Source organism: Streptomyces sp. CB03238 (assembly GCF_002099185.1).
In the GTDB taxonomy this organism is placed as follows: domain Bacteria; phylum Actinomycetota; class Actinomycetes; order Streptomycetales; family Streptomycetaceae; genus Streptomyces.
Genome location: NZ_NBCN01000002.1, coordinates 446,837 through 466,845, shown reverse-complemented (window position 1 = coordinate 466,845; position 20,009 = coordinate 446,837). Strand labels below are relative to the sequence as shown.

General features: G+C 69.3%; 16 protein-coding genes, 1 tRNA gene and 1 pseudogene. 6 read left to right on the top strand and 12 right to left on the bottom strand.

All coding sequences use genetic code 11. The features are described 5' to 3' along the window. Positions 1 to 57: 57 nt before the first annotated feature. The 12 genes from rpmE to BKD26_RS04850 form a co-directional block, all read right to left on the bottom strand. Positions 58 to 279 (bottom strand): 50S ribosomal protein L31, encoded by a 222-nt coding sequence (gene rpmE, locus BKD26_RS04905; protein WP_073754354.1) that lies wholly within the window; start codon positions 277 to 279, stop codon positions 58 to 60. A gap of 132 nt (positions 280 to 411) precedes the next feature. Further along, complete coding sequence (locus tag BKD26_RS04900) at positions 412 to 1,506, bottom strand: LCP family protein (RefSeq protein WP_084896105.1); 1,095 nt, start codon at positions 1,504 to 1,506, stop codon at positions 412 to 414. A gap of 257 nt (positions 1,507 to 1,763) precedes the next feature. Next, positions 1,764 to 2,150 (bottom strand): hypothetical protein, encoded by a 387-nt coding sequence (locus tag BKD26_RS04895; protein WP_143662608.1) that lies wholly within the window; start codon positions 2,148 to 2,150, stop codon positions 1,764 to 1,766. 142 nt (positions 2,151 to 2,292) lie between these two features. Further along, positions 2,293 to 4,398 carry a hypothetical protein gene (locus BKD26_RS39680; protein ID WP_143662607.1) on the bottom strand — a complete coding sequence of 702 codons (2,106 nt, stop codon included), beginning with the start codon at positions 4,396 to 4,398 and terminating at the stop codon, positions 2,293 to 2,295. 387 nt (positions 4,399 to 4,785) lie between these two features. Further along, positions 4,786 to 6,582 (bottom strand): trypsin-like serine protease, encoded by a 1,797-nt coding sequence (locus BKD26_RS04885; protein ID WP_241518535.1) that lies wholly within the window; start codon positions 6,580 to 6,582, stop codon positions 4,786 to 4,788. Between the two features lie 288 nt (positions 6,583 to 6,870). Then, the gene (gene rho / locus BKD26_RS04880; RefSeq protein ID WP_084896096.1) at positions 6,871 to 8,961 is read right to left on the bottom strand and encodes a transcription termination factor Rho; all 2,091 of its coding nucleotides are present in this window, start codon (positions 8,959 to 8,961) and stop codon (positions 6,871 to 6,873) included. Positions 8,962 to 9,344: 383 nt separating this feature from the next. After that, positions 9,345 to 10,262 carry a homoserine kinase gene (thrB, locus tag BKD26_RS04875; protein WP_084896095.1) on the bottom strand — a complete coding sequence of 306 codons (918 nt, stop codon included), beginning with the start codon at positions 10,260 to 10,262 and terminating at the stop codon, positions 9,345 to 9,347. A gap of 277 nt (positions 10,263 to 10,539) precedes the next feature. Next, on the bottom strand, positions 10,540 to 11,598 hold the full coding sequence (gene thrC, locus BKD26_RS04870) for a threonine synthase (RefSeq protein WP_084896093.1): 1,059 nt from the start codon (positions 11,596 to 11,598) through the stop codon (positions 10,540 to 10,542). A 6-nt stretch (positions 11,599 to 11,604) separates the two neighbouring features. Continuing rightward, positions 11,605 to 12,894 (bottom strand): homoserine dehydrogenase, encoded by a 1,290-nt coding sequence (locus BKD26_RS04865; protein ID WP_084896244.1) that lies wholly within the window; start codon positions 12,892 to 12,894, stop codon positions 11,605 to 11,607. A gap of 98 nt (positions 12,895 to 12,992) precedes the next feature. Then, complete coding sequence (lysA, locus tag BKD26_RS04860; protein ID WP_084896091.1) at positions 12,993 to 14,384, bottom strand: diaminopimelate decarboxylase; 1,392 nt, start codon at positions 14,382 to 14,384, stop codon at positions 12,993 to 12,995. Between the two features lie 7 nt (positions 14,385 to 14,391). Continuing rightward, positions 14,392 to 15,366 (bottom strand): ArgS-related anticodon-binding protein NrtL, encoded by a 975-nt coding sequence (nrtL, locus tag BKD26_RS04855; RefSeq protein ID WP_084896090.1) that lies wholly within the window; start codon positions 15,364 to 15,366, stop codon positions 14,392 to 14,394. A gap of 94 nt (positions 15,367 to 15,460) precedes the next feature. Beyond that, entirely contained in the window at positions 15,461 to 15,943 is a 483-nt protein-coding gene (locus BKD26_RS04850) for a response regulator (RefSeq protein ID WP_084896088.1), read from the bottom strand. Positions 15,944 to 16,053: 110 nt separating this feature from the next. Between BKD26_RS04850 and BKD26_RS04845 the strand changes: the two genes are divergently transcribed. From BKD26_RS04845 to BKD26_RS04820, 6 genes and pseudogenes are all read left to right on the top strand, one after another. Further along, positions 16,054 to 16,125, top strand: a tRNA-Arg gene (locus tag BKD26_RS04845). Positions 16,126 to 16,791: 666 nt separating this feature from the next. Further along, positions 16,792 to 16,987: pseudogene (locus tag BKD26_RS41055) on the top strand (IS701 family transposase); the annotation flags it as partial. Positions 16,988 to 17,239: 252 nt separating this feature from the next. Next, positions 17,240 to 17,896 (top strand): hypothetical protein, encoded by a 657-nt coding sequence (locus BKD26_RS04835; protein WP_143662606.1) that lies wholly within the window; start codon positions 17,240 to 17,242, stop codon positions 17,894 to 17,896. A 147-nt stretch (positions 17,897 to 18,043) separates the two neighbouring features. After that, positions 18,044 to 18,370 carry a hypothetical protein gene (locus BKD26_RS04830; RefSeq protein ID WP_084896084.1) on the top strand — a complete coding sequence of 109 codons (327 nt, stop codon included), beginning with the start codon at positions 18,044 to 18,046 and terminating at the stop codon, positions 18,368 to 18,370. A 135-nt stretch (positions 18,371 to 18,505) separates the two neighbouring features. Continuing rightward, the gene (locus BKD26_RS04825) at positions 18,506 to 18,922 is read left to right on the top strand and encodes a hypothetical protein (RefSeq protein WP_143662605.1); all 417 of its coding nucleotides are present in this window, start codon (positions 18,506 to 18,508) and stop codon (positions 18,920 to 18,922) included. A gap of 204 nt (positions 18,923 to 19,126) precedes the next feature. After that, positions 19,127 to 20,002 (top strand): SGNH/GDSL hydrolase family protein, encoded by an 876-nt coding sequence (locus BKD26_RS04820; RefSeq protein WP_084896080.1) that lies wholly within the window; start codon positions 19,127 to 19,129, stop codon positions 20,000 to 20,002. Positions 20,003 to 20,009 lie beyond the last annotated feature (7 nt).

The window sequence follows — 20,009 nt, the reverse complement described above, 5'->3', positions numbered from 1 at the left end:
CGCCGGTCCCGGCCACCCCGGCGACGCGGGGCGGCCGGAGACCGGCGCAATGGCTCGCTACTTGGCGGAGCCGGCCTTCTTGCCGAAGCGGGCCTCGAAGCGGGCCACACGGCCACCGGTGTCGAGGATCTTCTGCTTGCCCGTGTAGAACGGGTGGCACTCGGAGCAGACCTCGGCACGGATGTTGCCGCCCTGGATCGTGCTACGGGTGGTGAACGACGCGCCACAGGTGCAGCTGACCTGCGTCTCGACGTACTCGGGGTGGATGTCGCGCTTCAAGGTGTCTCCTAGTTTCGGGAGGGCGCCGGGTCGCACGTGCGGGCTGCGCGTGCGTGAACCGGGGCCGACGTACCAGTCTGCCAGGACCGGCCGTATCTCCCAAAACCGGGGGGTGGCCGGATCTATTCCGGGTTACTTGACCACGCCGTCGGCGTGTCCCTTGGCGGCGTCCTTGGTGGCGGAGGCGGGGATCGGCCGGTCCGCCTTGAGCGCGGCCCACACCTGCTGGGACTGGGCCTGCAGGGGGACGACGCGGTTGAGGTCGGCGGGGTCGTACCGCACCGGCAGCGTGATCATGTGGACGTCGTCGGCGCCGAGCTGTTTCAGGCCACCCGCGAAGTCGGCGAGCTCCTTGACGGAGTCGAGCTCGGAGTCGGGGGTGATCGCCTTGGTGGCGGTGTCGGCCAGGTCCCACAGCTTCTTGGGGTTGGTGAAGACGCCGACGCTCTTGGCCTGCTCGATGAAGGCCTTCATGAAGGCCTGCTGGAGCTGTATACGGCCGAGGTCGCTGCCGTCGCCGACGCCCTTGCGGGTGCGTACGAGGCCGAGGGCCTGCTCGCCGGTGAGGGTGTGGGTGCCCGGCGCCAGGTCGAGGTGGCTGCTCTTGTCCTTGATCGCCTCGGTGGTGGTGACCTTGACACCGCCGAGCTCGTCGATGAGCTTCTTGAAGCCGGTGAAGTCGACCTCGATGTAGTGGTCCATGCGGATGCCGGACATCTTCTCGACCGTCTTCACCGCGCAGGCCGGGCCGCCGACCTCGTACGCCGTGTTGAACATGGCCTTGCGCTCGCCGGGGACCCTCGCACCCGTCTTGTCGGTGCAGTCGGGCCGCTCGATGATCGTGTCGCGCGGTACGGAGACGACACTGGCCTTCCGGTGGCCCTCGTCCAGGTGCAGGATCATCGCCGTGTCGGAGCGGGCGGCGCCCTCGTCCCTGCCGTACTCGCCGTTGGCGCCGGACCGGGAGTCGGAGCCCAGGACCAGGATGTCCATGGAGCCGTTGTCGACGTTCTGCGGGCGGTCGTCGTCACGCAGCTGGGCGTTGATGTCGACGCTCTGGATGTTGCCGTTGAGCGTGAAGTAGACGTACCCGAGCCCGCAGCCGCTGACCAGCACCAGTCCGGCGGCGGACCACGCGGCGACGGTGAGCGCCCTGCGTCCCTTGGCGGGTTCGCGACGTCGGCGTCCGGTGGCGCGTATTCGGCTGGTCCTGCCCTGCTCTGCCATGCTCTCCTCAGTCCCTCGCTGGTTCCGCTACCCCCAGCCGTGGTGATCAGGCGCTGCCGGCCTGTCAGACGGGGAGGCGGCCCAAAGGGTTGCACGGCCGGATAAGAAGTCCTTGAGAGCGCGCTGTGCCCACCGCGCGGGTGCGCGATGGGCACAGACGGTGTCTCACCTGGGGCGACGCGGCAGCAGCCAGAGCGATACGGAGAGCGCAGACACTCGGGTCCGAGTGACGGAGATCGCACCGACGGACGCAGTGACTACTTCTTCAAGCGCAACTCGAACGAGCATCGAAGGGGCTGTTTGTACAGCTTCCCGCCCTGCCGGTAGCCGTACCTGCATTCCGTTGGGTTCTTCTGCACTTTCCCGGTGATGCGGAGCTGGGCAACGTAGACGAAGTCGCTCACTGCCTTGGCCTTCACGTTGAACCCCTTCGAGTAGTCCTTCAGCTCTCGGAACTTCGGACCGTTCGGATCCTTGTCCGTGTAGAGCAGGGGAATTCCCTCCGTGTCGTCCAGGTGATAGGCGCCGTATCCGACGACTTCCACACCCGGCGGTACGTCAGATATTTCGGCTCCCACTACCTTCACATCCTGATCCGACATGTTCGTCGGCAGCGGCAGCGCGTACCAGAAAATGTCGCCCACGGATGCATGAGGATAACCAACAGTACCTGCCGAGTGATTCCCACCGTTGAGCGCCTTACCGACTCGCGCCTTCTCTTGCATTTCCTCTTCACTGCAACCCGCAACCATCAGGATTACGGGGGGGAAGAGGAACCATATGACGCTAGTTCGAGTAAATGACACCCATTTGAGCACCGGGAGGCGCACTGTAACCCCAGATGTAGTGTTTCCTGGCCGTACGGCCGCCAGCCCTGATGTTCTGCTTGTGATCATGGTCGTACATGACCGAACCGCCGAGAGAAAATCCGAAAACTTCAGCGGCTCCAGAGTACTTGACGCTTTTCCCAACTTCGAGCGCCCAGGTGGCCGTCGCCGTCAAGTGGCTGCGATACCTCGGATTTGAGGCGGCGTAACGAGTGGGACCATCCAGGTGTCGCGCGTCCTTGCCAAATACTCCGGGAGCGCCGCCTGCCGGGATTTTGAACTTGGACGGACGGATCTCGTAGTAAGGATCAGTCACCTCGAGTCCACCGCACGTGGTGACTTTTCTGATCTTGTTGTACTCGATCGGCACCTTCCACTGCTTGGCAAAGTAAGGGCCACGCCAACTGAAACCCGACACCCCGGAAGCACTGCTCGCGATCGACATCGAGCCGCTTACCTTCCAGAACTGTCCTGAAACGCTGTACCCGACATCTATGGAGTTGGACAGCTTCGACGTGTACTCAACGTTTCCAGCAGCGTCCCAATACGCATGGGATTCGCCTGCGACCGTGTAGGAGATCTGGCGCGAGACGACCCGCGCTGTGGCAGAGCAGGTATCAATGCGCGGCGTCACACGCTGAGACCTGATGTCGACACCGTCGACCAGATACGGGTTGTACTCTTCCGCCGACGAACCACGGTCGTTCTGCCATAGCGGAGCCGCCTGCGACGCGGCGTCGTACCGCGGCTCGGCCTCGACGCGAGCGGCGTGTGTCGTCTTCTCCTGCTCCGGCGTCGGATCGGTGGCGACAGAATCACCGCCTCCGGTCGGAAGAAGTTCCGCCGTGGGAGGAGCCGCTGCACTTGCGGTGACGGCGAACGTCGAGCGCGCCCCCGTGCTGGGGTTCTTCGGGGCCGCTGTCATGTTGTTGGTGCCGACGAGAGTGACGCCCGATTCCGTGGTCGCCACGGTGGTGGCCGTGACGTTGAGCGCGCCACCGTTGTTGTCCACGGCTGTTTGCACGGCGGCCGGCAACGTGTCCGGCAGGGTGAGGGACCAATTGCCGTTCGCGTCGGTCATAGCCGTGCCGAGGTCAGGAAGGTTGACCGTGGAGTCGTCTTCCGGCATGAGATCAGCGGCTTCCACGAGGACCTTCATACCGACGGCCGGGGTGCCGTTCGGGAGCAGGAACCTGCCCGAGACCACCTCGGGACCGGTCGGAGGCTCGGATGGCGTGGGAGCGGCCGGCACGGGAGGGACGTCGGAGTCGTCCACGGGCTGGCCGAAGTAAGGCTTCTCGTCACCAGGCCTGGAGAGGCAGGCAGCCGCACCCGCGAAGACGGAACCCTTCAGACCGACCGCGACGTCGTCATTGACGAGCGCGGTAGGCGTTCCTGCCAGTCTCCTCACCGTTCCGCCGGCTGTTCGCGTGTTGAAGACTCCAGGGGCGGAGCTCCAGGCGCTGACCGCGTCGGTCAGCCCGGTGAGCACCACCGTCCCGGACGGGCCGGGCCCCAGAGTGATGCTGTTCAATGCGGCGCTGTAATCCCAGGAACGTATTGTTCCGTTCAGCAATCCGTAGACTTTGTCTCCGGCTGCCCACACCTGAGTGGACTTCCTCAGTTCCACCGCAGCCGGGTGGTCGGCGGGCATCTGCGCCAGCCGCGACATGCGGGCAGAATCCGGAGTTCCGTCGGGGAACTGCATCACGTAGACGTTGACGGCGCCTGCGCTGTCCACATTGACGACTCGGCCACTCCGGTCCGACCAGAGGTGCGTGGATTTGGAGAAGTTCTGGCCGGCTCGGAGCTCGAATTTGTACTCCGGAGTGAGTAGATTTCCGCCCAATTCAGACTTGTCCTGATGTGACTTGAGACCGTACTCCCCCGCCGTAGAGGGCTCTCCGGTCACGAAGATCCTGCCACCTCCTCCCGAGAAGGCCCTCGTCCCGAAGTCCATTTTCGCACTCTGCTCCGCACTGAAGAAACTGCCCTCCGCACTCGCCGGATCCCAATCCACATACCTGTGAATGGTGGGCCAGGCGTAGCTGGCGACCGTCACCACATAAGAGGGCACAGCGTAAGGGCACGAAGCGGTGACTGAGTCAGCAACCGAAGCCATTGCCGGCGAATCCGCATCGCTTCGTGCCACGGATGTCGATCCGACAAGCAGGGAAACAGCACATGCTCCCACGAGCGCAGATCTGCCGCTCTTGGGAAAAGGTCTCTTCATGAATCCCCCCAAGGGATATACGCGAGCCCTTGCGGACTCACGTATACCTAAGCACCTTCGCCGACCCTCCGCCGGTTAATGATCAAGATTTGAGCATTAACTGAGCTTCCGGTACAGGCCTAGAAGCACCCGCCCCTTGCAACAGGTTGAGACTTCTCAAAACGAATGGTGCCCACCGCCTGCGAGGCGGTGGGCACCGATCAGCACGGTGAAAAGGCGTCAGCCAAGCAGGTTGTACGCCTGCCAGCCGGTGCCGAAGTCCTTGCGGGCGAGGAAGCCGCCCTTGCCGTTGCCCGGGTACAGCCAGAGCTTGCCGGCCGTGTCGCGGGCGAGGACGTCGGCGACGCCGTCGCTGTTGACGTCACCGGTGGTGACCAGGGCGTTCATGGAGCCGAAGGCGGCGACCAGGACGGGCGCGGACCACGGCTTGGTGGCGACGCCGGTGCCCTTGTACAGGTAGGTCTTGCCGTCCGAGGCGCGGGCGAAGATGTCGGCCTTGCCGTCGTTGGTGAAGTCACCGTGACCGCGGATCATCGTGAACTTGCCCCAGCCGGTGCCGACGGAGACGGGGGCGTTGAAGCCGCCGTTGCCCCGGCCCGGGTAGACGCGCATGGTGCCGGCCGAGTCGACCGCGACCATGTCGGGCAGCTCGTCCCCGGTGACGTCACCGGGGGTGAGGATCGCCTTGTGCTTGCCCCAGCCCTTCGCGACGAGCTTGTGCTGCCACTCTTCGGCGGTGGGGACGAAGTGCGACCAGTAGACGTCACCGTTGTAGCGGTTCAGGATGTCCGCGTAGTCGTCCCGGTCGAGGTCGTTCTGCAGCGCCAGCGTGTAGCCGCCGAAGTTGCCCATGTTCTCCGTGCGGCTCAGCGAGGTGACCCTCGACGTCCACGCGAACATGGTCGAGTCCGACGCACGGCGGGCCAGCAGGTCCGCGGTGTGGTCGTAGTTCCAGTTGGCGTCGTCGACGCGGGACTGGATCGGCGCGGAGTACGTGGAGACCTTCGCGTACACGCCGTACTTGCCGGCGGCCGAGCAGTTCTCGTCGCCCCACGACACGATGCCGACGAGCCGGCCACTGACGACCAGCGGGCCGCCGGAGTCACCGTTGCAGGTGGTCTCGCTGGTCTCGTCGCTGCCGGTCGGCGCGGCGCCGGCGCACAGCATGTGGCCCTTGATGAAGCCGTCCGGGTAGGCGGCGGCGCAGTTGGTGTCCGAGACGATGTCGGCGTCGGCCACCTTCAGCGTCTGCGAGGCGCTGTTGGGCTCGGTGGAGCTGGTGCGGCCCCAGCCGTAGACCTTGCCGTCCAGGCCCGCCTGGTACAGCGCGCCGTCCGTCGGCTGCGCGAGCGGCAGCGGCTTGACGGAGACCGAAGAGGTCAGTGTGAGGACGGCCACGTCCGCGTGGAGGGTGTACGGGCTGTAGGCCGGGTGGTTCCACTGCCGGTACGCGATGGCCGTCTGACCGCCGTGGTAGTCCATAACGGGGTTGCCATTGGCGTCCTTCTGCCCCGTGTCCGTGGGCAGCTGATCCGTCCCCACGACGACCACGCCGCTCTCGTACCACTTGATGCCCTTGACGCAGTGCGCCGCGGTGACGACCTTGGTCGGGGCGATCACGGCGCCGCCGCAGAAGTACCCCGCGCCGGTGCTGTCCTTGAAGTGGAGCTGCGCCATCCAGGGCGCGGTGGAGATGGTGGTTTCGGAGCCGCCGATGATGCGAGCGCTGGGCGCGCCGTCACTGTCGGACGCCGCGGCGTCCGGGTCCTTGACCAGGGACCGCTCGCTCTTGGCGTCGGCCTTCATGGCCTCGGCGACGCGCCTGTCCAGCTCGCTCTTCGACGGTTCGGCGGGCTTCTGCGCGTCCGTGCTGATCCGCGGGCCCTCACCCGCCTCCGCGGAGTCCGAACCGGTGACCGCGATTCCCGCTCCCACCAGGGCGACGACTGCGGCCGCGGCCGGCAGCGCCAGTGTCATACGGCGCCGGTGACGGCCGCCGCGCGTGCGTATCTGCACTGAGTAAACCCCTTGGGTCGACCCGGCGAAGCGCGGTTGCCACGCCGGAAAAGTCCATGACGATGGCGGGGTACGGCTGGTGTGCGGGCAGCGAGCCGGAAAACCCCCCTGGCCTCGGCTCGTGCTGCGCGGCGGAATCCCCCCACCTCAGGGCGCTGATGCTACAGCTGTCAACTGCCGCTTGACCAGCGGCGGGTGAGAAAACAGTGAAAAACGGGGCCGCCCCGTCACCGAAGTGACGGAGCGGCCCCTTTGTGCCGTGTTCCGTGTGCCGTTGTGCCGCGGACGTCAGTCCTTGCCGTTGCCGGCCGACGGGGTCGTCTGCTGGATCTGGAGCAGGAACTCGGCGTTCGACTTGGTCTGCTTCATCTTGTCGAGCAGCAGCTCGATCGCCTGCTGCTGGTCGAGCGCGTGCAGCACCCGGCGCAGCTTCCAGACGATGGCGAGCTCGTCGCTGCCCAGCAGGATCTCCTCCTTGCGGGTGCCGGACGCGTCGACGTCCACCGCCGGGAAGATGCGCTTGTCGGCGAGCTTCCGGTCGAGCTTGAGCTCCATGTTGCCGGTGCCCTTGAACTCCTCGAAGATCACCTCGTCCATGCGCGAGCCGGTGTCGACCAGCGCGGTGGCCAGGATGGTCAGCGAGCCGCCGTCCTCGATGTTGCGCGCGGCACCGAAGAAGCGCTTCGGCGGGTAGAGCGCGGTCGAGTCGACACCACCGGACAGGATGCGGCCGGAGGCGGGAGCCGCGAGGTTGTACGCGCGGCCCAGGCGGGTGATCGAGTCGAGCAGGACGACCACGTCGTGACCCAGCTCCACGAGGCGCTTGGCGCGCTCGATGGCCAGCTCGGCGACGGTGGTGTGGTCCTCGGCCGGGCGGTCGAAGGTCGAGGAGATGACCTCGCCCTTGACCGACCGCTGCATGTCGGTGACCTCTTCCGGACGCTCGTCGACCAGGACGACCATCAGGTGGCACTCGGGGTTGTTGTGGGTGATCGCGTTGGCGATCGCCTGCATGATCATGGTCTTGCCGGTCTTCGGCGGGGCCACGATCAGGCCTCGCTGGCCCTTGCCGATCGGCGACACGAGGTCGATGATCCGCGTGGTCAGCACACCCGGGTCGGTCTCCAGGCGGAGGCGGTCCTGCGGGTAGAGCGGGGTCAGCTTGTTGAACTCGGGGCGGTTGCGGCCCGAGTCGGCGGCCATGCCGTTGGCGGAGTCCAGGCGGACCAGCGCGTTGAACTTCTCGCGGCGCTCGCCCTCCTTCGGCTGGCGCACGGCACCGGTGACGTGGTCACCCTTGCGGAGGCCGTTCTTGCGGACCTGGGCGAGGGAGACGTACACGTCGTTCGGGCCGGGCAGGTAGCCGGAGGTCCGGATGAACGCGTAGTTGTCGAGGATGTCCAGGATGCCCGCGACGGGGATCAGGACGTCGTCCTCGGAGACCTGCGGCTCGCCGGCCTGGAAGTCGTCGCGGCCACGACGGCCACGGCGGTCGCGGTAGCGGCCGCGACGGCCCCGGCGGCCGCCCTCGTCGTCGAAGTCGTCCTGCGGGCCGCCCTGGCCCTGCTGGCCGCCCTGGCGCTGCTGGCGCTGGCCGCCGCCCTGCTGGTCGTCGCCCTTGCCGCCGCGGTCGCGCTGGCGGTCACGCTGACGGTCCCGGCGCTCGCCACGGTCGCCGCCCCGCTCGCCGCGGTCGCGCTGGCGGCCCCGGCTGCCCTCGGCGGTGTCGAGGGACGCCTCGGCCTTGGCCTCGGGCTGCCCGTCGGTCTTGGTGTCGGTCCTGGCCTCCGTACGGACGTCCGCGCGGGCCTCGGTGCGGACGTCGCCCTCGGGGCTGCCGGCGGGCGCGGTGGCGCGGCGTCGGCGGCGCTCCCCCGCGGGCTGGTCGTCACCGGGGGCACCGCCCTGCTCCGGCGAGGCCGAGAGCTTGGGGGAGGGCTGACCGGGGATCTCGATCTGCTGCTGCGCCACGACCTTGTCGGCCTTGTCGGCCTTCCCGGCGGCCTTCTCGGCCTTGTCGGCGCTCTTGTCGACGGCCTTGTCGGCGGCCTCCTCGCCCGTGCGGGCCTTGGAGGTGGTGCGGCGCTTGGGCTTGGTCTCGGCGCCTCCGGCCGCGTCGGCGGTCTTGGGCGCGGATGCGCCGCCGCCGGCCTGCGCCTCCTTGATGACCTCGATCAGCTGGCTCTTGCGCATCCGCGCGGTGCCCCTGATGCCGAGGCCTGACGCGACCTGCTGCAGCTCGGCCAGGACCATGCCCTCGAGGCCGGTGCCGGAGCGGCGGCGCCGTGACGTGGTGCCAGTGGCAGCACCTGCGGCGGGCGCGGCGGTGTCGACACTGTTGTCGGCAGTCACGCCCATCAGATCGGTGGTGTCGCTCACGAAGGGTCCTTCCCTGGAGCGGACGTCGGCCTTCTGGCTCGGCGACCGGTTGTGCTGTCCGACAGCGGTCCTTGATCGGTGGACCGAGTCGGGGCGGTGGTCCCGCCGGGTACGGCGGAGGAGAAAAAACGTGCTTGGGTCCGGCCCGAGGCCCCCTGCTCGGCCCGCTCCTGGGAAAAGCGAGGGGTGTCGCGCGCCGGTTCCGGAGCGTGCTCGAAACTGCTCAGGCAGGCTGCTCAGGCAGTGGAGGAGGCTCCCGGAAGAATGGTGGTCCCGGATGGGGACACTCAGCACCGCGCCACAAAGACGTCGGGTGCAGACTTGAGGTTAACACTACCGGCTCCAACAAACATTCCCCCTCTCCAACACCGGCAACCGTGTACCTACGGTGCGAGCGGCAGAACGCTCGCACCGGAGACGTCGAGGGCAAGCCTGTTGGCCGCCCAACCCTCGCCCGCCAGCCGCGCGACCTTCTCCGCCGCGCCGTCCTCGGCCAGCGCGAGCACCGTGGGGCCCGCGCCGGAGATGACCGCGGGAACGCCGTCGGCACGCAGTCGGTTCACAAGTTCCACGCTCTGCGGCATGGCAGGCGCCCGGTACTCCTGGTGGAGGCGGTCCTCGGTGGCGGCGAGCAGCAGCTCGGGGCGCCGGGTCAGGGCCTCGACGAGCAGCGCGGCGCGGCCGGCGTTGACCGCGGCGTCCACGTGGGGGACGGTGCGCGGCAGCAGGCCGCGGGCGGTCTCGGTGAGGACCGGCTTCCCGGGGACGAAAACCACCGGAACGATGGAATCGTCGGGATCCATCCTGATCGCCCGGGCGGCACCGCCCTCCATCCAGGCGAGCGTGAAGCCGCCGAGCAGACAGGCGGCCACGTTGTCGGGGTGGCCCTCGATCTCGGTGGCGAGCTCCAGCAGCGCCGCGTCGTCGAGCCTGGCGTCGCCGCCTATGGTCACCGCGCGGGCGGCGACGATGCCGGCGCAGATGGCCGCCGAGGAGGAGCCGAGGCCGCGGCCGTGCGGGATGCGGTTGGCGCAGACCACCTCCAAGCCGCGCGGCTGCCCGCCGAGCAGGTCGAAGGCCGTGCGCAGGGAGCGTACGAGCAGATGGCTCTCGTCGCGCGGGAGGGTGTCGGCGCCCTCTCCGGCGATGTCGATGTGGAGTCCGGAGTCGGCGACCCGGACGACGACGTCGTCGTACAGCCCCAGCGACAGGCCGAGGGCGTCGAAGCCCGGGCCGAGGTTGGCGCTGGTGGCGGGAACGCGCACCCGGACGGCGGCGGCGCGGAACGCGGGACCGGCCATCGCTCGATGACTCTCCTTGCATCTGACGACGAGGCGTCGCGGTTTTCGAGGTTTCGGGGTTTTTACGAGACGTACGAAGACCCATGGGCCGCAGCGGCGTCAACGGCAACAGCACCGCGGCATATGCGGCGGGGTGGGTTCGGTACAGCCTATCGAAGGAAGGTTCTGTGGCGACATAGGGCGCACAGGAGGCGCACGATGCGTGTCGCGAGCCTGCCTGTGCTCCTGTGTACGGCGCTGTGCGGGTTGCGGTTTTCGGCCAGACTTCGACCGGCGCTCAGATGAGGCCGAGCCGCTCCGCCGCGGTGGCCGCGTCGACCGGCACGGTGACCGGCTGGGGCGCTCCGGCGACCGCCCAGTCCGGGTCCTTCAGGCCGTTTCCGGTCACGGTGCACACGATCGTCTGCCCCGGGTCCACCTTGCCCTGCTCGGCGGCCTTCAGCAGGCCGGCCACGGACGCGGCGGAGGCGGGCTCGACGAAGACGCCCTCCTGGGAGGCCAACAGCCGGTAGGCGCGCAGGATCTCACGGTCCGTCACCTCGTCGATGAACCCGCCCGACTCGTCCCGCGCCGCCAGCGCGTACGTCCACGAGGCCGGGTTGCCGATCCGGATCGCGGTGGCGATGGTCGACGGGTCCTTGACGACCTCGCCGCGCACGATCGGCGCGGAGCCGGACGCCTGGAAGCCCCACATGCGGGGCGTACGGGTGGAGATCCGGTCCGCCGCGTACTCCTTGTAGCCCTTCCAGTACGCGGTGATGTTGCCGGCGTTGCCGACGGGCAGGACGTGGATGTCGGGGGCGTCGCCCAGCATGTCCACGATCTCGAACGCGGCGGTCTTCTGGCCCTCGATACGGACCGGGTTGACCGAATTGACCAGCGCCACCGGGTAGTTGTCGGACAGCGAGCGGGCGAGCGTCAGGCAGTCGTCGAAGTTGCCGTCGACCTGGAGGATCTTGGCGCCGTGCACGAGGGCCTGGCCCATCTTGCCGAGCGCGATCTTGCCCTGCGGCACGAGGACGGCGGACACCATCCCGGCGCGCACGGCGTACGCGGCCGCCGAGGCGGACGTATTGCCGGTCGACGCGCAGATGACAGCCTGCGCGCCCTCCTCCTTCGCCCGGGTGATGGCCATGGTCATGCCGCGGTCCTTGAAGGAGCCGGTGGGGTTGGCGCCCTCGACCTTCAGGTGGACCTCACAGCCCGTGCGCTCGGAGAGCACCTGCGCGGGCACGAGCGGCGTGCCACCCTCACGGAGGGTGACGACGGGGGTGGTGTCCGTGACCGGCAGCCGGTCGCGGTACTCCTCGATGATTCCGCGCCACTGGTGAGTCATTGCTGGTTACTCTCCTTCGACCCGCATGATGCTGGCGACACCACGCACGGTGTCGAGCTTGCGCAGCGCCTCGACGGTCCCGGAGAGGGCGGCGTCGGGCGCGCGGTGGGTGACGACGACGAGGGACGCCTCGCCGTCCTTGCCCTGCTGGCGCACCGTATCGATGGATACGCCGTGCTCGGCGAAGACCGTCGCGACCTGGGCGAGGACGCCCGGCTTGTCGGCCACGTCGAGGCTGATGTGGTACCGCGTCACCACGTCGCCCATGGGGCTGACGGGCAGCTGGGTGTACGCGGACTCGCCGGGGCCCGTCGCGTCGTTGAGGCGGTTGCGGCAGACGGCGACGAGGTCGCCGAGGACGGCGGACGCGGTCGGCGAGCCGCCGGCGCCCGGGCCGTAGAACATCAGCTGACCGGCCGCGTCCGCCTCGACGAACACGGCGTTGTACGCGCCGCGCACCGAGGCCAGCGGGTGGCTGAGCGGGATCATCGCCGGGTGCACGCGCGCGGTGACGGACCCGCCGTCGGCGGCCCGCTCACAGATGGCGAGCAGCTTGATGGTGCAGCCCATGCGCTTGGCGGAGGCGAAGTCGGCGGCGGTGACCTCGGTCATGCCCTCGCGGTACACGTCGTCGAGGCGTACGCGGGTGTGGAAGGCGATCCCGGCGAGGATGGCGGCCTTGGCGGCGGCGTCGAAGCCCTCGACGTCGGCGGTCGGGTCGGCCTCGGCGTACCCGAGCGCGGTCGCCTCGTCCAGCGCCTCGGAGTACCCGGCGCCGGAGGTGTCCATCTTGTCGAGGATGAAGTTGGTCGTGCCGTTCACGATGCCCAGCACCCGGTTGACCTTGTCGCCGGCGAGGGACTCGCGCAGCGGGCGGATCAGCGGGATGGCGCCGGCGACGGCCGCCTCGTAGTACAGGTCCTGGCCGTGCTGCTCGGCGGCGGCGTACAGGTTCTGGCCGTCCTCGGCGAGGAGCGCCTTGTTCGCGGAGACGACGGAGGCGCCGTGCTCGAAGGCGGTGGTGATCAGCGTGCGGGCGGGCTCGATGCCCCCGATGACCTCGACGACGACGTCGATGTCCCCGCGTTTGACCAGGGCGGTGGCGTCGGTGGTGATGAGCTCCGGGGGGATGCCCGCACGCACCTTGGAGGGCCGGCGGACGGCCACACCGGCGAGCTCGACGGGAGCGCCGATGCGCGCCGCGAGGTCGTCGGCGTGCGTCGTCATGATGCGCGCCACCTCTGAGCCGACCACTCCACAGCCCAGCAGCGCCACCTTCAGCGGACGCGTACGCATCATCCGACCTCACTTCTCATACTTCTACGGTGTGGACCAGTCTCACTCACCGGACGGAAGTTTCTCCCTTCCGTCCGGATTATGAGACATCTATTTCATCAACCGACATCGAGACGCAGAAGATCTTCCTCTGTCTCGCGCCGGACGATCACGCGCGCCTCGCCGTCGCGGACGGCGACGACGGGCGGGCGAAGGGCGTGGTTGTAGTTGCTGGCCATGGAACGGCAGTACGCGCCGGTCGCCGGTACGGCGATGAGGTCCCCCGGCGCGATGTCGGCCGGCAGGAACGCGTCCTTCACCACGATGTCGCCACTCTCACAGTGCTTGCCGACGACTCGGCTGAGCATCGGCCCGGCGTCGCTCGTCCGGGACACGAGCGCCACGGAGTACTCGGCGTCGTACAGGGCGGTGCGGATGTTGTCCGACATGCCGCCGTCGACACTCACGTACGTACGCAGCCCCGCGAGCGGCTTGACGGTGCCGACCTCGTAGAGCGTGAAGGCGGTGGGCCCGACGATGGCACGGCCGGGCTCGACGGAGATGCGCGGCGTGCGCAGACCCGCAGCCTCGCACTCCCGCGTCACGATGTCCTGGAGCGCCTTGGCGATCTCGTGCGGCTCGCGGGGGTCGTCGTCGGAGGTGTACGCGATGCCGAGGCCGCCGCCGAGGTCGATCTCGGGCAGCTCGACGCCGTGCTCGTCGCGGACCTGCTTGAGCAGGCCGACCACCCGGTGGGCGGCCACCTCGAATCCGGAGGTGTCGAAGATCTGCGACCCGATGTGGGAGTGGATGCCGATGAGCTCCAGCCCGTCGAGCTTCAGCGCACGCCGTACGGCCTCGGCGGCCTCGCCGCCCGCGAGCGCGATGCCGAACTTCTGGTCCTCGTGGGCGGTGGCGATGAACTCGTGGGTGTGGGCCTCGACGCCCACGGTCACCCGGATCTGCACCTTCTGCCGCTTGCCCAGGCTCTGCGCGATGTGTGCCACCCGCACGATCTCCTGGAAGGAGTCGAGCACGATCCGCCCGACGCCGGAGCGTACGGCCCGCTCGATCTCCTCGGCGGACTTGTTGTTCCCGTGGAACGCGATCCGTTCGGCGGGCATGCCGGCGTCGAGGGCGGTGGTCAGCTCACCGCCGGAGCACACGTCGAGGTTGAGCCCCTCTTCCTTCAGCCACCGCACGACGGCCCGGCTGAGGAAGGCCTTCCCTGCGTAGAAGACGTCGGCGTCCTTGCCGAAGGCGTCGGCCCAGGCGCGGCAGCGGACGCGGAAGTCGGCCTCGTCGAGGAAGTAGGCGGGGGTGCCGAACTCCTCGGCGAGCCGGGTCACGGGAATCCCGCCGACCTGGACGACACCGTCGGTGTCTCGGCTGACGGTCCGGGCCCAGACCTTTTCGTCGAGCGCGTTGAGGTCGGTGGGCGGGGCGGCGTAGTGGCCCTCGGGCAGGACATCGGCGTGACGGGGCCCGGCGGGGTGTGCGGAACGGCTCATTTCTCTCTCACAAGTAGTCAGGGGCGCTGATGCCGAGCAGGGCCAGGCCGCCGGCCAGCACCGTCCCGGCGGCTTCGGCGAGGGCGAGCCGGGAGCGGTGGGCGGCCGAGGGTTTCTCGTCGCCCAGGGGCAGCACGGTGTGCTGGAACCCCAGGAACGCGTCGGCGGTCGCCTCCAGGTGCCGGGCGACCCGGTCGGGGGCGCGGTGGCGGGCGGCGGCTTCGAGAACGGCGGGGTGGTCGCCGAGAGCGGTGAGGAGGCGGGGCGCGTCGACATCCTCTTCGTACGCGGGGCTCATGTCGAGCTGCGCGCCGTTGCGGAGGAGCGCCCTGGCCCGTGCGTGGGCGTACCGCACGGTGAACAGCGGGTTGGCCTCGCTCTGCACGAGGAGCCCCTCGGGCGGGAGGGGCCGGTCGTGCGCGGCGGGCCGCAGCAGGCCCCAGCGGGCGGCGTCGGGGCCGAGGGCGTGGACGTCGTAGGCGGCGGAGAGGGGGCTCAGGGTCACGGTGGTGGCCCCGGCGTCGTGTACGTCGGCCCCCTGCGCGACCAGCAGCCGCCGTACGGCGTCGGCCATGACGGTGGCGCGTACGTCGCCACGGTGGGTGAGCCGGAAGGTGTGCCCGGCCAGGGAGTCACCGTGCCCGTACCGCTCCCCCTTGTCGAGGATCTCCCGCACCAGGGCGTGCCGGCCACGGTCGGCCAGGGTGATGTTGAGGAAGCCGGGCCCGGTGATCTCGACGCGCTCGATGCCGTCGGCCTCCGCGATCCGGGGCCGCAGCACCTCGGCGAGCCGGAGCGGCGCCATCCCGGCCTCGCGGGCGAGCTTCAGCGCGGCGTTGGTGGCCCAGTCCCCGCACCCGCCGGGCCGGGGCCGCTCCACCGTGACCCGCTCGGGCACCCGCGTCGGGGCCCGCAGCGCACCCTCGCCGACCGCGCGGCGCACGGCGTGCAGCACGGTGAGGGAGAGGTCTGCGGGGGTCACGGGACAAGCGTATGGGAGGAGCAGGCTTCGGGCGGAACCGGTTTCGCCATCCGGTCAGCGCCGGACGTCCACCTGGTCAGCCCCAGGCACCTGGTCAGCCCCAGGCGCTCCCGGCCCACCCGGCACCCCGCCGGCCGTCGAGCGGCGGCGGACCCTCCCGGTGCCTGAGCTGCCGCACGAGCCGTACCAGCTCGGCCGGCTCGAAGGGCTTCGCGAGAAACGCGTCCACCCCGGCGGCGAGCCCGCTCTCCACCTCGTACCGCGTGCACGCGCTGATGATCGCCACGGGCAGGTCCCTGGTCCGTGGATCGTCCCGCAACCGCTCGGCGGTCCGCAGCCCGTCCAGCCGGGGCATGACCACGTCCAAGGTCACCACGTCGGGGCGGACGTGGTGGACGACGTCCAGACACTCGGCACCGTCGGCCGCGGTCACGACCTCGAAGCCCTCCAGCTCGAGATTGACCCTGATCAGCTGCCGGATGACCCTGTTGTCGTCCACGACGAGCACCCGGCCGGACACGCCTGACACAACTCGAGAGTAGGTCGCGTCCCGGCCCTGCGTCCGGGTTTTCCCCACTTCCGCCCCACACGGGCGACCCGGCCTGCCGCGCTCCGAGAAAATACCAGTTCACAGCCACCACCCGGGAGCTGGTAGGGTTCTACCCGTCGCCGCCGAACGCGGCGGACGCCCCCGTAGCTCAGGGGATAGAGCAACGGCCTCCGGAGCCGTGTGCGCAGGTTCGAATCCTGCCGGGGGCACAGAAGCCGGAACAGCGTGATCATCCCGCTGACCTGCACATGTGCCAGACGTTGAGAGCCGGACCCAGTCCTACTGGGTCCGGCTCTTTGTCGTTGTCTCTCACTGGTCGCGTGTGAGCTTCGCAGAGGCATGTTGCTCATACCTCGACGTCTCAAGGACCGGCCCGCTGGTTTGAGTGGAACCCCCGCGGCTCGGACCCTCAGCTACGGGCTCTCTGTCGCCCGGTCCTCTTCGAGGCCAGCTCAGAGGAGGGGGGTCTCCTCCAGGTACCCGCACTCGACGGCGTACTCCATGGCCGTGTTGAAACCGCGGCGACGGCGCTTGTACGTCTCCCCCGCTGCCGGGGTGTCGTGCCGCCTTGATCCGCTCGAAGTCGGCCGGACGCGCTCTGGCGCTCAGCATGTCGGTGATCAGGCGGGCCGCTCCGGCGGGGTGCCCGCGAGAGGCAGTGAAGTCGTCGGCCCGGTCGCGGGGCTGGCCTGCCTGTCGACCAGAGTGTCATCCAGGTCGGAGAGGGCCGATAGCTGAACCCCGCCACGATACGCCCGAGACCTGTCAGCGTTCTTGCCTGCGTCAGCACTGATCAGCAAATCGCGCCGCACCAAATCCCCAGTTGGACTCCGTCAGGCCTTCCCGCTAGGGCTGCTCGGGAGCATGTCGAGCCGATGGACATGAGGCAAGTCGACGTCCTGCGAGGCGAGTTGGCGGGATTCGTGGCGGATGTGTCCGCGTCGGTGCCACGCCGGGATCAGCGGGACAAGAGCGATTGCTATCTGCCCGGGCTGATGCTCATCGGACGCCGAATGTACGAGCGACGGCCGGCCGGCCCCGCATGGCAACGAGCAGAACCTGCAGCAGTTCACGGCGTCGACCGGTAGGACTGGGATGCCCCGAGCGCCCCAGGAGCTCAACGAGTTCCTGCGTTTGGGAGGTGCACCGGGCCGGGCGTGAGGTGAGGATCTCGCGCCACCCGTATCACCGGGCCGGCTCCAATCCGCTGCTGCAGATGAACGGGGTACGACGGCAGGCGACGGGTGAGACGCATTTGGCGTGCTCAGTCCTCATGCGCTTGAGTGTCCACGTCAAATCGGCAAGGAGTGCGAGGGGTTGACGTTGAGTAAGGCAGCACGGGGGATCGCGGCCGGAGTGGTGCTGATGGCCGTACTGACGGCGTGTGGTGGTTCGGACGACGGCCTGGACGCCTTCCGCGGGGACGGCGACAAGCCCCCGGTCACGCTGACGCCGGACATGGTCCGCACCGCCCTCCCCAGCAAGGCGAGCGCCCCCAAGGGCCTCCAGGGTGACGACATCGAGGTCGAGGTCGGCGACGAGGCCGTCGAGGCGTGCGCCGAATCGACCGAGTCCAACTCCGGCGGGCTGCTCAGCATGGGCGGCACCGACTTCGACACGGATGACCGCGGCGGGGGCGACAGCTCCGACTACGACGGTGAGGTCGTCTTCGGCATCCTGGCCTTCCAAAGCCCGGGCGACGCCAGAGCCACGTACAAGGCCCTGGTCACCGAGGAGCGCAGCAAGGCCGAGAAGGACGGAAAGCAGGCGAAGCCGGTGGAGATCGACGCGGGCGCCGAGGAGACCGAGGCCTTCGAGGATGCCGAGGGCGAGACCATGGTCATGATGCGGATCGGCAGCGTCGTCGTCGTGGTGAACGGCGACGGCACTTTCGTGGAGAAGCCGAACTACAACGACCTCGCGAAGCTCCAGATCGACCGGCTGAAGAAGACCGCCGCGGGCATGAACCCCGACGCGTGATCCGCCCAGCCTCCAAAGCTCCGGCCCCGCGCGGCCGCCGGGGCGGAGGCCGGGCCGGGGCGGAGGCCGGGCGCACCTGAGGAGGGAACGGCGGGTACCTGGCTGCGCGCCTTTCCTGCCGGGGGCACTTCACAGGTACCAGCGTGATTGACGGAGGACACCGTACGCCTGGCCGCGCGGCTGTCGGGCCACGGCGTGGACCTGCTCGACACCTCGTCAGGGGGTGTCGCCGCCGGCGTGCGCAAGCCGTTCCGTCCGGGGTACCAGGTGTCGTTCGCGTCCCGGGGCAGGGCCGCGGCGGGTCTACCGATCACCGGACCCGGGCAGGCCGCGGCGATCGTCGCCGAGGGCGGAGCCGACGCGGTGCTGCTGGGACGCGAGTTGGTGCGCGATCCGTACTGGCCGCTGGACGCGGCCCGCCGCCTGGGCGCGCCACCACGCGTGCCCGTCCCGTACCCGCGGGCCGTCTCATGAGGCCCCAGTTGCGGCTGGAGTGCCACTCCATGCTGCCCCCCCACGGCCCGGGCTCCCCCGGCGTACAGCGCTCGTCGCTGTTCGTGCACCGGGCCGTGGGGACACCCCGACGACGCGTTCCTCGGGATGGCGGAAGTGACCCGCGTGCGCGCCGGCCGGGCCGGTGACGTCCGGTCCTGCCTGGAGGCGCAGGGCCGGGCGGAGGCGGCCGTCGCGCGGGCCGCCTACCTCACCGGCGGCATCCCGACGCCCGGTCTGGCGGCGGCGGTCCGCGACGCCGACGGCGACGTCCTGCTCATCCATGAAGTGGCGGTACGGCGCGGCGTGGCCGATCCGGCTCTTGCCGCTCTGGTGTTCGCGGCGGCCGTCGACGCCCTGGGGGCCGGTGCCGGCGTGGTCCTCTGCCGTCCCTGCCCCCGGACCCTCTCGGGCGCGGTCCTGCGTCAGGCCGCCGACCGTCTCGCGCTGCGCTCCCTGCCCGGGGGCGTCCGCGTGGCCGACCCGGGACAAGTGACGGTGGCAGGCCTGGACGGGGAATGGGACGGTCACTGAACTATTCAACGCTGGACGTCTTGACGGCCCGTCAGTCCGGCCACATATTACGTGCCAGTACGACTGACCAGTAACTGCGCGCAGTGCACCTCGCACCATCGACGGCAGGCGGACGGGACCGCCTGCCGCCGCTCTCGTGTGCCTTCTGGCCCTCCCCGGCGGCAGAAGGCTCCGCCCCTTCTCCGAGCCCCGAGAGGCGCCGTCATGCGATCAGTCTCGTCGAGCCGCCGTACCCGCACCCTTCTCGCCGCCGCCACCGCCACCCTCGCCCTCACGGCGGGGCTGGGCGCGAGCCCCGCCACGGCCGCGGACACACCGGTCAACCGCTATGTGGCCCTGGGCGATTCGTACGCCTCCGGAGCCGGTGTTCCGGACCAGGTCGACTCCGCCTGCACCCGCTCCAACCGCAACTGCCCCGCTCTGGTCGACGCCGCGCTGGCACCCACCGCCCACAAGGACGTCACGTGCGGAGGAGCCACCACCGTCCACATGACCTCGGCGCAGAACAGCTCCGCGCCACCGCAGTTCGACGCGCTGAGCGCCGACACCGACCTGGTCACCCTCACCATCGGCGGCAACGACATCGGCTTCGCGGGCATCATCGTCCGCTGCGTGACCCTCGGCCTGTTCAACCTCGCCGGCTCCCCGTGCAAGAACAGCTACACCTGGACCGGCACCGACCGGCTCGCCGCCACCATCGACGCCACGGCGCCCAAGATCGCCGCCACCATCGACGGCATCCGCGAACGCGCCCCGCGGGCACGGGTCCTGGTCACCGGATACCCCGCGATCCTCCCCGACGACGGCACCAACTGCCCCTCCGTGGTCTCGATAGCCAAGGGCGACGCCCCCTGGCTGAGAGACACCCACAAGCGCCTCAACACCATGATCGCCGCTCAGGCCGCCGCGAACGGCGCCGTGTACGTGGACACCTACACCGCGTCCATCGGGCATGACGCCTGCAAGCCGACCGCGACCCGGTGGATGGAACCCCTCGTCACCAACGCCGCCGCGCCGTTCCACCCCAACGCGGCCGGTGAGGCGGCGATGGCCGGCGCGGTCCTCGCCGCCGCCCGCTGACCGGCTC